The organism is Burkholderia sp. KL41 (genome assembly GCF_057005415.2).
In genome coordinates this window covers 2937395-2950262 of the sequence record NZ_CM174446.1, presented here as the reverse complement: position 1 = coordinate 2950262, position 12868 = coordinate 2937395, and the positions used below count along the sequence as shown (strand labels likewise).

Below are 12868 nucleotides of genomic sequence, written 5' to 3'. Positions count from 1 at the left end.
CTGAGCGGGATCCCGCCGCAGTCCGAAACAAAAAAGCGCCGGCTTCATCAAGCCGGCGCTTTTTCTTTGTGCACGCTAAACGCTAACCGCGCGGCTCACGCGTTGCTATCGATCTGGTCGATACAGTAGCGCGCGATCGCGTCGAGCACGCCGTCGTCTTCGCCGACGGCCGTCGCGCAGCGGATCTCGATGCCCGGATGCGCGGCGCGGCACGCATCGACGAGTTGCGGCAGATCGCGGCGGACATGGCCGCCCTGGCCGAAGAACACGGGCACCACGGTGATGTGCGAGCAGCCGGCCGCGACCTGCGCGGCGACCGCGTCACCGAGCGTCGGCGTCATCAGTTCGAGGAACGCGAGCGATACGTGGGCCGCGGGGGAGGCGGCGCCGCGCAGCCGCGCGGCGAGCCGCTCGAACGGCTCGGCCCAGCGCGGGTCGCGGGCGCCGTGGCCGAACAGGACGATGCCGTGCGAACTCATGTCGAAGCCTCCGTCATGACGCGGCGCTCAGTGCCGGTCGACCCACTTGAGCGCGAACAGGCCGAGCGCGAGATAGATCAGGCCCGGCGTCGCGGCAGTGAGCGGCGCGGGCCACGTGTTCAGCGTGCCGATGTGCGAGAACAGCGTGTTGAGGAGCTGGAAGCTCATGCCGAGCATGATGCCGCCGAACACCTTCACGCCGACCACGCCAGCCCGCGTGTGCAGGTAGGCGAACGGCAGCGACAGCACGAGCATCACGAACACGGCGAACGGATACAGCAGCTTGCGCCACAGTGCGATGTCGTAGCGCTGCGTGTCCTGCTGGTTCTCGCGCAAATGCTGGATGTAGCGGAACAGGTTGATGATCGACATGCGCTCCGGCGACACGAGCAGCACCGACAGGATCTGCGGCGTCAGGTCCGAACGCAGCCGGTATTCGGGCAGCGATACCTGCTGCGACCGGTACACCGGGTTGAGCGCGTCGGCCGGCTGGCCGCTGATCGGCTTGATCGGCGTCAGCTCGGTCTCGGAGACGCCCTTCAACAGCCAGTGGCCGGGCGGCTCGTAGCGTCCCGTCTGCGCGATCCGCACGTTCTGGAGCTGGAACTTCGAATCGAATTCGTAGATGCGCACGTTGCTGATCGTCGAGTCGGGCGACAGGCTGCCGACGTTGACGAAACGCGTGACCTGCTCGCCGTTTTCGCGGGCCGCGAGCGTGTCCTTCACCCACACGCCCGACTGGAAGTTCGACGACACCGATGCGCCGAGCGCCTGCAGTCGCACGCGCTCGGACAACTGATCGGCGTACGGGCCGACGAATTCGCCGATCAGGTAGGTGACGATCACGAGCGGAATGCCGATCTTCAGCAGCGAGCGCAGCGCCTGGTTGGTCGCGAGACCCGACACGCGGAAGATCGTGAATTCCGAGTTCGCGGCCATCTGCGCGAACACGTAGATCGCGCTGATCAGCGCGGCGACCGGGATGATCTCGTAGAAGCGCGACGGGGTCTGCAGCGCGACGCGCAACACCGCGTAGCCGAACTTGTAGTTGCCGTGCCCGACCGAGTTCAGTTCGCTGATCAGGTCGAAGAAGAAGAACAGGCCCGAGAACGCGAACAGGATGAAGACGAACGTGACGTAGATCTGTCGCGCGAAGTACTTTTCATAGAGCCGCATCGATCATGCTCCCGAGCGGCCGAACAGCGCGCGTGTAAACAGCGGACGATTGCGCACGCGCAACCAGAAGATGAACGCGACGATCGCGGCGACGACGAGGTGCAGGCCGACCAGGCCGACGCCGAACGACATCTTGCCCTGCTCGATCTGCGCCTGCACGACGTTCAGCAGGTTCGAGTACGTGAGGTAGATCAGCACGGCCATCACGAGGTTGATCGTGCGGCTGCGGCGCGGGTTCTGGTACGACAGCGGAATGCCGAGCACCAGCAGGTTGATCGCGATCAGCGGTAGCCCCGCGCGCCACGCGAATTCCGCGAGGTTGTCGCGCGTCGGGTTGCGCAGCAGGTCCGGCGTCGGCGTGCTGTTCGTGGTCGGCACGTTGGTGACCGGCGTGCTCGTGATCTTCACGCCGTAGCGCTCGAACTCCATGATCTTGAAGTTCGGCTGGCCGGGCGTGCCGTCGTAGCGGCGGCCGTCTTCCAGGACGACGAAGCGGCTGCCGTCGCGCGTTTCCGTGTGACCCGTCTGCGATACGACCACGTTGACCTTGCCGTTCTCGGTCGACGTGACGAACACGTTCTGCACCTTGCTCTGGTCGGGCGTCATCTTCTCGATGAAGAACACGCGGTGGTTCGTGGCCGACTCGCGGAACTGGCCCGGCGCGAGCAGCGAGATCTCGTCGCGCTGCTGGAAGCGTGCCTTGATCATCTTGCTTTGCTGGTTCGACCACGGCCAGCCGACGAACGCGAAGAAGGCGATCAGCAGGATGATCGGCGTGGCGAACACGCCGATCGGCTTGATGAGGCGCGTGAGGCTTACGCCCGACGCGAGCCACACGACCATTTCGGAGTCCCGGTACCACCGGGTCAGCACGAACAGGATCGACACGAACAGCGTGACGACGAGCATCACGGCGAGGTAGCCGATCACGGTGAGGCCGATCAGCACGAGGACGTCCCGCGGATCGATTTCACCGGACGCGGCGTAACCGACGATGCGGATCATCATCGTCGTGAGCATGATCGTGAGCAGCACCATGAACACGGCGCCAGCCGTATACGCAAGCTCGCGCTGGAGGGAGCGTTCGAAGATCATTCTTGAAGAGAAGAGGGCGGGAGGCTGCGCACGCGTAGCGGAGCGCTCGCGCCGCCACGGGAAAAATAGCGGATAATTGCGGCTTTCATCCTTAGCCCAGATTTTATCCGAGGACAAGCGCGATGGACTTTAGCATAAAAGGCTGTGATTGGAGCAAAGGCGAGGCGAAGGGGTTCCTGACCGGGAAGTCCGATTGCATCGTGCTCGGCATCTTCGAGGCGCAGACCCTCTCGGGCGCGGCGCTCGACATCGACACGGCCACCAAGGGACTGATTTCGCGCGTGGTGAAGGCCGGCGACATGGACGGCAAGCGCGGCAAGACGCTGTTCCTGCACGAAGTGTCGGGCATCGGCGCGTCGCGCGTGCTGCTCGTCGGCCTCGGCAAGCAGGATGCTTTCAACCAGAAAGCCTATAACGACGCAGCGACGGCCGCGTGGCGCGCACTGCTGGCGACCAAGGTCGTCCAGGTCACGTTCACGCTCGCGCAACTGCCGGTCGACGAGCGCAGCTCCGACTGGGGCGTGCGCGCGGCGATTCTCGCGCTGCGCAACGAGACCTACCGCTTCACGCAGATGAAGAGCAAGCCGGAACCGGCGTCGCACACGCTCAAGCGCGTCGTGTTCAGCGTCGATCCGTCCGACGAAAAGGCCGCGAAGGTCGCGGTCAAGCAGGCCGTCGCGCTCGCGAACGGGATGGATCTCACCCGCGACCTCGGCAACCTGCCGGGTAACGTCTGCACGCCGACCTACCTCGGCAACACCGCGAAGAAGATCGCGAAGGATTGGGGCCTGAAGGCGGAAGTGCTCGGGCTCAAGCAGATCCAGGCGCTGAAGATGGGCTCGTTCCTGTCGGTCGCGCGCGCGTCGGTCGAGCCGCCGCAGTTCATCGTGCTGCACTACCAGGGCGCCGCCGCGAAGGCCGCGCCGGTCGTGCTGGTCGGCAAGGGCATCACGTTCGACACGGGCGGCATCTCGCTGAAGCCGGGCGAGGGCATGGACGAGATGAAGTACGACATGTGCGGCGCCGGTTCGGTGCTCGGTACGATGCGTGCGGTCGCCGAGATGGGCCTGAAGATCAACGTCGTCGCGATCGTGCCGACCTGCGAGAACATGCCGGGCGGCAACGCGACGAAGCCGGGCGACATCGTCACCAGCATGAAGGGCCTGACGATCGAGGTGTTGAACACCGACGCCGAAGGGCGCCTGATCCTGTGCGACGCGCTGACGTATGCCGAGCGCTTCAAGCCGGCCGCCGTGATCGACGTCGCAACGCTGACGGGCGCGTGCGTGATCGCACTGGGCGGCCACAACAGCGGCCTGTTCTCGACGAACGACGCGCTTGCGGGCGAACTGCTCGACGCGTCGCGCGAGGCGAACGACCCGGCATGGCGCATGCCGCTCGACGACGAATACCAGGATCAGCTGAAGTCGAATTTCGCGGATCTCGCGAACATCGGCGGGCGCCCGGCCGGCGCCGTGACCGCCGCGTGCTTCCTGTCGCGCTTCACCGACAGCTATCCGTGGGCGCACCTCGACATCGCGGGCACCGCGTGGAAGGGCGGTGCGGCGAAGGGGGCGACGGGCCGTCCGGTGCCGCTGCTCGCGCAGTTCCTGATCGACCGCGCCGGCCAGTGATGGCGGTGCTGACGACGCTGCGGGTACGCGGGCAATGACGCGGATCGATTTCCACTCGAACGTCGGCGATTCGCTCGCGTACGCGTGCCGGCTGCTGCGCAAGGCCTACCAGGCCGGGCAGCCGGTCGTCGTGCTCGCCGAGCCCGCGCGCCTGCGCGCGCTCGACGAGCGGCTCTGGACGTTCTCGCCGCTCGATTTCATCCCGCATTGCGGTGTCGACAGCGAGCACGCAGCCGGCACGCCGATCGTGCTGGCCGCGGATCTCGACCGCGCACCGCATCATCACGTGCTGCTGAACCTCGGCGCGGCCGTGCCTGCGCAGTTCGCCCGCTTCGAGCGCCTGCTCGAAGTGGTCGGCAACGCGCCGGACGAGCTGGCCGCAGGCCGCGACCGCTACCGGTTCTACCGCGACCGCGGATACGCGCTGAACAACTACAAGCAGGGCAGCTAGCCGCAACCGTCGACGGAGTGTTCCCGTGACAGAAGCCGATTCATCCTCGATCCCGACGCTGACCGACGTGCTGGTGCCGGGCAAGCCGGTGCCGGCGCGCGGGCCCGCGCCCGACGCTCCGCGGCCGCCTGCCGGCGCGGCGATTCCGGTGCTGACCGACGTGGTCGCGCCACGCACCGCGGGTGCGGCGCCGGCCGATTCCATGCCCGACGCGTTCGACCCCGATTCCGTCGTGGTCGAACCCGTGCCGACGCCGCACGTGCAGGTGGTCGAACTGCCGGGCGACGAGGCGGTGGAGACGGCGACTGTCGCCGCCGCCGCGCTTGGCGAGACCGATGCGCCGGCGGAGCCCGGCGCCGCGGAGCACGTGGTTGCCGAAGACTCGGCGGCGATGAGTGCGCCGCTGCGCTCGTCGCTGGCCGACGACGATGTGCTGCCGCACGCGTTCGCCGCGGTGGCGCGTGAGGCGGTCGGGCACGCGCGTGAGGCGCACATGCCGGAGGCCGTCGCACCGGCCCCCGCAGCGGCCGCCGCGCCGCAGCAGGATGCGCAGGCAGTGGCCGGACTGACGCCGGAAGATGCCCAGCACATCGCCGAGCGCCTGCGCAATCGCCTGACGAACTATCTGACCGGGGAAGGGCGCGACGCCATCGAGGCCCGTTGTCGCGACGCGCTGCATGAGCATTCGGCCTGGCTGGTCGGCCAGATCACGCGCGAAGTGGCGCTGGCGCTGGAAACCGAGGTGATGGACTGGGTTCGCGACGCGGTCGACGAAGAAATCGCACGCCGCCGCACCGGTCATGCCGGTTGAGCGCGCGGCCTTCAGGTGAAAAACGGGGTGCGATTCCAGTAAGGGCCGGTGAAGCGGCCGGCGAGGTGCGGGTCAGCCGCGGCGGGCCTGCCTGCCGGCGGAACCCCGCGTGACGGCGGTTTCCGCCCGTTGAGCCCGGATCAGCGTACCGACAGCGCCCATTGCGCGAGCGTGTGGGCTTCGGTGCTCGTCAGTTGCGTATTGGCGGGCATCGGCACACTGCCCCATACGCCGACGCTCCCTTTAACGATCGATTGGGCGAGGTAATCGACGGCGTCGCCGCGCGCCGCATACTTGCCGGCGATGTCGCGGAACGACGGGCCCATCAGCGGTTTGCCGATCGCGTGGCAGGCCATGCAGTTCTTGCGCTGGGCAAGTGCGAGCCCGTCGGCCTGGTCGGCGCGCGCCGCCGCCCCGCTGCCGATCAGCAGCGTGGCGAGCAGGACGCGCAATATCGAGTGTTTCATGCGGTTCTCCGCCGGCGGGGACGGCCGGCTTCATGACCCGCGCATTATAAAAGCAAAGGGAAAGCGCGTTTTGCGCGTTCCCCCGGCGGCCGTGTTTAACGGGGTCGCATGCGCTGATGTACCCGTGTCAACCTGTGACGGCACCCTGGTTCGCGGGCCGGGCGAGTGCCGCGAATTTCGCGAGTACGCCACGCGTGTAGCGCGGTGCCGGCTGTTGCCACGCGGCGCGGCGGCGCGCGAGTTCCGCGTCGTCCACGTTCAACTGCAGCAGCAGCCGGTGCGCGTCGATCGTGATCGGGTCGCCTTCCTGCACGAGCGCGATCGTGCCGCCGACGAACGCCTCGGGTGCGACATGGCCGACCACCATGCCCCAGGTGCCGCCCGAGAAGCGGCCGTCAGTGATGAAGCCGACCGATTCGCCGAGCCCCTTGCCGATGATCGCGGACGTCGGCGCGAGCATTTCGGGCATGCCGGGGCCACCCTTCGGGCCGAGATAGCGCAGCACGAGGATGTCGCCTGCCTGGATCCGGTCGCCGAGAATCGCATCCATCGCGCTCTGCTCGTCGTCGAACACGCGCGCCGGGCCCGTGATCACGGGGTTCTTCAGGCCGGTGATCTTCGCGACCGCGCCGTCTTCCGCGAGATTGCCTTTCAGGATCGCAAGGTGGCCTTCCTTGTACAGCGCGCGGTCGATCGGGAAGATCACGTCCTGGTCCGCGCGCGGCACGGCGGGCACGTCCTTCAGTTCGTCGGCGATCGTGCGGCCGGTGATCGTCATGCAGTCGCCGTGCAGCAGCCCCGCGTCGAGCAGGATCTTCAGCACCTGCGGAATCCCGCCGGCCCGGTGCAGGTCGGTCGCGACGTACTTCCCCGACGGCTTGAGGTCGCAGATCACGGGCACGCGCTTGCGGATGCGCTCGAAGTCGTCGATCGTCCAGTCGACCTCGGCCGCGTGCGCGATCGCAAGATAGTGCAGCACGGCATTGGTCGAACCGCCCGTCGCCATGATCACCGACACCGCGTTTTCGATCGATTCCTTCGTGATGATGTCGCGCGGCTTCAGGTCGCGCTTCACGGCCTCGACGAGCACGCGCGCCGACTCGGCGGCCGAATCGACCTTCTCCTGGTCGGGGTTGGCCATCGTCGACGAGTACAGCAGCGACATCCCGAGCGCCTCGAACGACGAACTCATCGTGTTCGCGGTGTACATCCCGCCGCACGAACCCGACGTCGGGCATGCGTTCTGCTCGACCCCTTCGAAATCCTCCTGCGACATCCGGCCCGCGGTGAATTCGCCGACCGCCTCGAACGACGAGACGATCGTCAGGTCCCGGCCTTTCCAGTTGCCGGGGCGGATCGTGCCGCCGTACACGTAGATGCCCGGCACGTTCAGGCGCGCGAGCGCGATCATCCCGCCCGGCATGTTCTTGTCGCAGCCGCCGACGACGACCACGCCATCCATCCATTGCCCCTGCACGCAGGTCTCGATGCAGTCGGCGATCACCTCGCGCGACACGAGCGAGTACTTCATGCCTTCGGTGCCCATCGACATGCCGTCCGAAATCGTCGGCGTGCCGAAGATCTGCGGGTTCGCATCGGATGCCTTCACGGCCGCGACGGCTGCGTCCGACAGGCGCTGCAGGCCCGAATTGCACGGCGTGATCGTCGAATGGCCGTTCGCGATGCCGATCATCGGCTTGTCGAAATCGTCCTTCTGGTAACCGAGCGCGTAATACATCGAGCGATTCGGCGATCGGGCCACGCCTTGCGTGATGTGCTTCGAGCGGCGGTTGTAAGCCATGGGGGACTCCATCGTTGTCTGGGCAGCGCCGGTGAACGGCGCGCGCCGGTTCGGATCAGTCAAGCATGGAGTTTCCGGATTGGGATGTCCAATATATTATTTGTCGCCTATTAAGTCGTTTCCTGAATGAAAGACGCATGGTTGATCCGACTCCCGACCTGCGCCAGTGGCGCTATTTCGCGACCGTTGCGGACGAGCGCCATTTCGGCCGCGCGGCCGAACGCCTGTCGATGACGCAGCCGCCGCTGTCACAGGCGATCCGCGCGCTCGAGGACACGCTCGGCGTCGCGCTGTTCGTGCGCAGCAAGCGTTCGGTGGCGCTGACGGCGGTCGGGGCCGCGCTGTTGCCCGATGTGCGCCGGCTGCTTGCGTCGGCCGATGCGTTGCCGCCGCTGGCGCGACGGCTCGCGCGCGGCGAGGCCGGCTCGTTGTCGCTCGCGTTCGTGTCGACCGCCGATTACGGGCTGCTGCCCTCGTTGCTGCGTGCGTTCGGTGCACGTTATCCGCAGGTGCGCCTGCAACTCGCGGAGGCGACGAGCGACGTGCAGATCGACGAACTCGTCGCCGGCCGCATCGACGCGGGGCTCGTCATTCCGCCCGTGCCGCCGCGCCACGCGGCCGGGCTGTCGTACCTGCCCGTCCTGCGCGAGCCGCTGGTGATCGCGATGCCGGCGGCCGCGAGCGACGCGCCTGAAGACGAGCCCGTCCATCTCGCGGAAGTCGCCGCGTTGCCGCTCGTGATCTTTCCGCGTCGTTTGGCGCCCGGCTTTTATGACATCATTACGGGCTGCTACGGCGCGGCGGGGGAAACCCCGTGCATCGGCCAGGAGGCGATCCAGATGCAGACGATCGTCAGCCTCGTGTCGGCCGGCATGGGCGTCGCACTGGTGCCGCAATCGCTGCGTAACCTGCGGCGCACCGGCGTGGTCTACCGGCCGCTCGCCGGTCAGGCGCCGGTCGTCGAGACGGGCCTCGTGTGGCGTACCGGCGACGTGAGCCCCGTGCTGGCCGGCTTCCTCGACGTCGTGCGCGCGCAGGGGCTCGCCACGTGACGTGAACGATGGCGCGCCGGTGCCGTCCAACGCGCGGTGCTGCGCGTGTGCGACGGCCGCACCGCATTCGAAAACTTCTTCGCTAACCCATGATCATTCACCCGAATTTCGACCCCGTTGCGATCCATCTCGGGCCGCTGGCCGTGCGCTGGTACGGGCTCATGTATCTCGTCGGCTTCATCGCGGCGATCGTCGTCGGCCGGATCCGCCTGAAGCTGCCGCACGTCGCGGCGCAGGGCTGGACCGTGAAGGACATCGACGACATGATGTTCTACGGCGTGCTCGGCACCGTGCTCGGCGGCCGCCTCGGCTACGTGCTGTTCTACAAGGCCGATTTCTACTTCTCGCATCCGCTCGACGTGTTCAAGGTGTGGGAGGGCGGCATGTCGTTTCACGGCGGCTTCCTCGGCGTGACGCTCGCGATGATGCTGTTCGCGTGGCAGCGCAAGCGCCATTGGCTGCAGGTCACCGATTTCGTCGCGCCGATGGTGCCGACGGGGCTCGCGGCCGGGCGGCTCGGCAACTTCATCAACGGTGAACTGTGGGGCCGCGTGACCGATCCGTCCGCACCGTGGGCGATGCTGTTCCCGGGCGCGATGCGCGACGATGCGGCATGGTTGCCGAAGCATCCGGAACTCGTCGAGAAGTGGCATCTCGCCGACGTGTTCATGCAATACCAGATGCTGCCGCGTCATCCTTCGCAGCTCTATGAAATTGCGCTCGAAGGCATCGTGCTGTTCTTCGCGCTGTTCCTCTTCGCGCGCAAGTCGCGGCCGATGGGCGCCGTGTCCGCGCTGTTCCTGATCGGCTACGGCCTCGCGCGCTTCACGGTGGAGTTCGCGCGCGAGCCCGACGACTTCCTCGGCCTGCTCGCGCTCGGCCTGTCGATGGGGCAGTGGCTGTCGCTGCCGATGATCATCGCGGGCATCGCGTTGATGGTCTGGGCGTATCGCCGCCGCGCGGCGAATGCCGTTGCGTGAGGTGATGACGATGCACGCGCGATCGGCGCGTGCATCGTCCCACGCATTGAAATGAAAAACGCCGGCCTTCGGGCCGGCGTTTTTCATTTCGGACTGCCGCGCGCTGCGCGTTACTTCATCTGCACGGAACCGTTGACGGTGACCGACACGGTGGCCTTGCCGCCTTCGACCGCGATCGGTGCGCTCATCTTCGCGCTGTCCATCGGTGCCGCGGCCATCGCCATCATGCGCGGATACGGCTGCACGTTGCGGCCGCCGCCGACGTTCACGTCGCGGATCGTGTAGCTGCTGTAGCCGAATGCCTTCGCGGCTTCGTCCGCGCGGGCGCGGAACGACTTGATCGCCTCGGTCGTCAGCTTCTGCTCGGCTGCGCGCTGCGCTTCGGGCGACAGCGAGAACTCGACGTTCGCGACCTGCATCAGGTTCGACAACTGGCCGGCCAGCTTCGACGCCGCGGCGAAATCGCGCGATTCGAGCGCGACCTCGGTGCGGCCGCGCCATGCGGAAATCTTGCCGTCGCGATCGGTGCTCGGATAGACGGAGAATGCGCCCGTGTGTGCCGTGACGCCCGATACGCTTTTCGCTTGCGACAGGGCGGCGTCGGCGCGCTGGTTCAATTGCGCGGTGAGGCTGCCCGGATCCTTGGCCTGCTGCTCGTAGAACAGCGTGATGTGGATGATGTCCTGCGGCACGTCGGCGCTGGCCTGCGACGACAGCGACAGCACGCCTGCCGGCTCCGGAAAGTGCGGGTTCGCGGCCTGCGCGTGCGCGGCGGGTGACGCGAGCGTCAGCGCGACGGGAACGGCGGCGGCAAGGGCGAGCGACAGCGCGAGTGCGGATTTCTTGGTCATTGTTGGACTCCTTGTGCGAGGGCGCGCACGCGGATCACGCGTGCGCGACGCGGGCGTACCGCGCGACGAAAAAACGACGGCCGGCTTGATCGGCCGGCAGCGGTTGCTTAGGCCGCGCGAAAGTGCCGCGAGTTCCGTGGCGGCGGCGCGTACTGACCAGATTTGACGTTCGGCGTGCGCCTACTTCATCAGCTTTTCGGTGATGAACCGCCATTCGGCGCGCGTGACGGGCGTGATCGACAGCCGGTTGCCGCGTGCGAGCACGCGCATGTCGGCGAGTTCGTCGTGTTCGCGCAGCGCGGCGAGCGGCACGAGCGGCGATTTTTTCACGTAGCGCACGTCGACGAGCAGCCAGCGCGGCGCTTCCCGGGTCGACTTCGGATCGTAATAGGGGCTTTTCGGATCGAACTGCGTGGGGTCGGGGTAGGGTGTCGACGATACTTCGGCGAGGCCCGCGATGCCCGGCTCGGGGCAGCTCGAGTGATAGAACAGCACGCCGTCGCCGATCTTCATCGTGTCGCGCATGAAATTGCGCGCCTGATAATTGCGCACGCCCGTCCACGGCAGCGAGCGCTGCGGTGCGTTGGCGAGATCGTCGATGCTTGCTTCGTCCGGTTCGGACTTCATCAGCCAGTATTGCATGGATCGTGATCGACGCAGAAAGAGGCTGCTACAAAAGAAAACGGCACCGGGCTTCGCCCGATGCCGTTGGATAGGCCCCCGCCTTGGCCGCTAGGCCGGCATCCTGAACCTGAGGTTCAGAATTGGTCGCAGTTAGCAGCACTTCGGGTACATCAGACAGAGTGACGCGCGCGCCCGTGCTACAAATTTCCGCAACCGTGCACATGGCATTGGTTCAAGGAATATATGACCTTGGCGAACCAGGCAGGGAAGCTGACTGAACTGTGATTCGATGCGCCAATTTGACCACCGTTGATCGCCGAGATCAAGGGGAATCGACGCATCGATTAAAACGTTACTGCGTCTCGTGCTGTGCGAGCACCGCGCCGAGCTGTTCATTCATCTGGTGCATTGTACGACGGATTTCCTCCGCCGGAAATGCTTCACCGTGCCGCACGCTCGTTTGCAGCCGCAGCAATTCGGAAGCGAGCGACAGCGCCGCCATCACGGCGATGCGATCGGTGCCGCGTACCGAGCTGTTCGAGCGGATTTTCGACATTTCGGCGTCGACGCGCGCGACCGCTTCGAGCAGTGCCGCTTCGGTCTCGGCCGAGCAGGCGAGCCGATAGGCCTGACCGAGAATCGAGACTTCGATCTGCTTGGTGCTCATGCATGTTCTCCGTGGCTGGCCGCGTCATCGCCATCCGTACGCGCCTGCGCATCCAGCAGGTCGAGCTGGTTGTCGGCTTGCTCCGCACTTTTCGAGCGCGGCAGCTTTTCGAGAATCGCGTTCAGTTTCACCTGGGCGTCGTCGATCTTTGCCGACAGCGTGTCGCGCTCGGCCGCGAGCGCATTGCGTTCGTCGCGCAGTTGCGCGAGTTCCGCGCGGACCGTGTCCGCGTCCGCGCGCAATTGCGCGACCTGCTCCTCGAGCGCGAGCCGTTCCGAGTGATAGCGCTTGTTCAGCGAAATCAGACGGCCAATATTTTGAGATAGGGTTTCGAGTTCGTTGAGCATTTGCTGCGTCCTCTAAAGACCCAGCATTTTAGCGCGGAATAACGCGCAAACCGACATCTGTAACGTTTCCAGTCGTAACACCCCTGCTTCTTGCCGCGAATCGGCGCGTCACGTGCGTGCCCGGATGCTTCCTTGACGCTCGTGCGACCCGCTCCTAAACTGGCGCCGCCTCGGTGCTCGCGCGTGCAACGCGCGGTTAAACGGGAAGCAGGGCGCGGGCTCCGCCAGGACGCCGCCAACCTGCGCTGCCCCCGCAACGGTAAGCGGCCGCGTTGCATGACGCAGGCCGGCTCGGGCGCGTTCCGCATGCACGTTTCGCATGCGGACGCGGGCCACTGCGCGTCTTCGCGCGGGAAGGCGAGCCGGACCGCCGCCAGCCCGGATACCGGCCGAGGCGGGGAGCCCGCACGGGCTTCGTGACGCGCGGCCTGCG

Annotated in this window: 14 protein-coding genes, 1 other RNA gene and 1 riboswitch; of the genes, 5 read left to right on the top strand and 10 right to left on the bottom strand. The window is 66.5% G+C overall.

Annotated elements, in window-relative coordinates:
* Positions 1 to 95: 95 nt before the first annotated feature.
* From PQB87_RS13890 to lptF, 3 genes are read right to left on the bottom strand one after another with little or no spacing between them, the layout of a single operon-like run.
* On the bottom strand, positions 96 to 479 hold the full coding sequence (locus PQB87_RS13890) for a sirohydrochlorin chelatase (protein ID WP_059590488.1): 384 nt from the start codon (positions 477 to 479) through the stop codon (positions 96 to 98).
* A gap of 27 nt (positions 480 to 506) precedes the next feature.
* Positions 507 to 1655, bottom strand: coding sequence for an LPS export ABC transporter permease LptG (lptG, locus tag PQB87_RS13885; protein ID WP_021160784.1), 1149 nt, complete (start codon positions 1653 to 1655; stop codon positions 507 to 509).
* Positions 1656 to 1658: 3 nt separating this feature from the next.
* Positions 1659 to 2750: an LPS export ABC transporter permease LptF gene (gene lptF / locus PQB87_RS13880; protein ID WP_021160785.1), complete on the bottom strand. Its 1092-nt coding sequence runs from the start codon at positions 2748 to 2750 to the stop codon at positions 1659 to 1661.
* Positions 2751 to 2872: 122 nt separating this feature from the next.
* Between lptF and PQB87_RS13875 the strand changes: the two genes are divergently transcribed.
* The 3 genes from PQB87_RS13875 to PQB87_RS13865 are packed head-to-tail and all read left to right on the top strand — an operon-like array spanning position 2873 to position 5646.
* Entirely contained in the window at positions 2873 to 4384 is a 1512-nt protein-coding gene (locus PQB87_RS13875) for a leucyl aminopeptidase (RefSeq protein ID WP_021160786.1), read from the top strand.
* A 34-nt stretch (positions 4385 to 4418) separates the two neighbouring features.
* On the top strand, positions 4419 to 4835 hold the full coding sequence (locus PQB87_RS13870) for a DNA polymerase III subunit chi (protein WP_021160787.1): 417 nt from the start codon (positions 4419 to 4421) through the stop codon (positions 4833 to 4835).
* A 25-nt stretch (positions 4836 to 4860) separates the two neighbouring features.
* Positions 4861 to 5646, top strand: coding sequence for a DUF2486 family protein (locus PQB87_RS13865; RefSeq protein ID WP_489242151.1), 786 nt, complete (start codon positions 4861 to 4863; stop codon positions 5644 to 5646).
* A 140-nt stretch (positions 5647 to 5786) separates the two neighbouring features.
* Here the strand turns inward: PQB87_RS13865 and PQB87_RS13860 are convergent, their stop codons facing one another.
* A complete protein-coding gene (locus PQB87_RS13860) occupies positions 5787 to 6113 on the bottom strand; it encodes a c-type cytochrome (RefSeq protein WP_021160789.1) in 327 nt (108 codons plus the stop codon).
* Positions 6114 to 6240: 127 nt separating this feature from the next.
* Positions 6241 to 7914, bottom strand: coding sequence for a dihydroxy-acid dehydratase (gene ilvD, locus PQB87_RS13855; protein WP_060062643.1), 1674 nt, complete (start codon positions 7912 to 7914; stop codon positions 6241 to 6243).
* 137 nt (positions 7915 to 8051) lie between these two features.
* Between ilvD and PQB87_RS13850 the strand changes: the two genes are divergently transcribed.
* Complete coding sequence (locus PQB87_RS13850) at positions 8052 to 8966, top strand: LysR family transcriptional regulator (protein ID WP_489242148.1); 915 nt, start codon at positions 8052 to 8054, stop codon at positions 8964 to 8966.
* An 89-nt stretch (positions 8967 to 9055) separates the two neighbouring features.
* Positions 9056 to 9946, top strand: a complete 891-nt coding sequence (gene lgt, locus PQB87_RS13845; RefSeq protein WP_048022580.1) for a prolipoprotein diacylglyceryl transferase — start codon at positions 9056 to 9058, stop codon at positions 9944 to 9946.
* Between the two features lie 110 nt (positions 9947 to 10056).
* On the opposite strand, the gene PQB87_RS13840 is transcribed toward lgt, so the two are convergent.
* From PQB87_RS13840 to PQB87_RS13820, 5 genes are all read right to left on the bottom strand, one after another.
* Positions 10057 to 10797, bottom strand: coding sequence for an SIMPL domain-containing protein (locus PQB87_RS13840; protein WP_048022579.1), 741 nt, complete (start codon positions 10795 to 10797; stop codon positions 10057 to 10059).
* A 180-nt stretch (positions 10798 to 10977) separates the two neighbouring features.
* On the bottom strand, positions 10978 to 11439 hold the full coding sequence (locus PQB87_RS13835; protein ID WP_021160795.1) for an EVE domain-containing protein: 462 nt from the start codon (positions 11437 to 11439) through the stop codon (positions 10978 to 10980).
* Positions 11440 to 11510: 71 nt separating this feature from the next.
* Positions 11511 to 11692, bottom strand: a non-coding RNA gene (gene ssrS, locus PQB87_RS13830) — 6S RNA.
* An 81-nt stretch (positions 11693 to 11773) separates the two neighbouring features.
* On the bottom strand, positions 11774 to 12088 hold the full coding sequence (locus tag PQB87_RS13825; RefSeq protein ID WP_011352906.1) for a cell division protein ZapA: 315 nt from the start codon (positions 12086 to 12088) through the stop codon (positions 11774 to 11776).
* Positions 12085 to 12435 carry a hypothetical protein gene (locus tag PQB87_RS13820; protein ID WP_021160796.1) on the bottom strand — a complete coding sequence of 117 codons (351 nt, stop codon included), beginning with the start codon at positions 12433 to 12435 and terminating at the stop codon, positions 12085 to 12087. The genes PQB87_RS13825 and PQB87_RS13820 overlap by 4 nt, the downstream gene beginning before the upstream one ends.
* Before the next feature lie 154 nt (positions 12436 to 12589).
* A riboswitch (cobalamin riboswitch) is annotated at positions 12590 to 12843 on the top strand.
* The last annotated feature ends 25 nt before the right edge of the window (positions 12844 to 12868 follow it).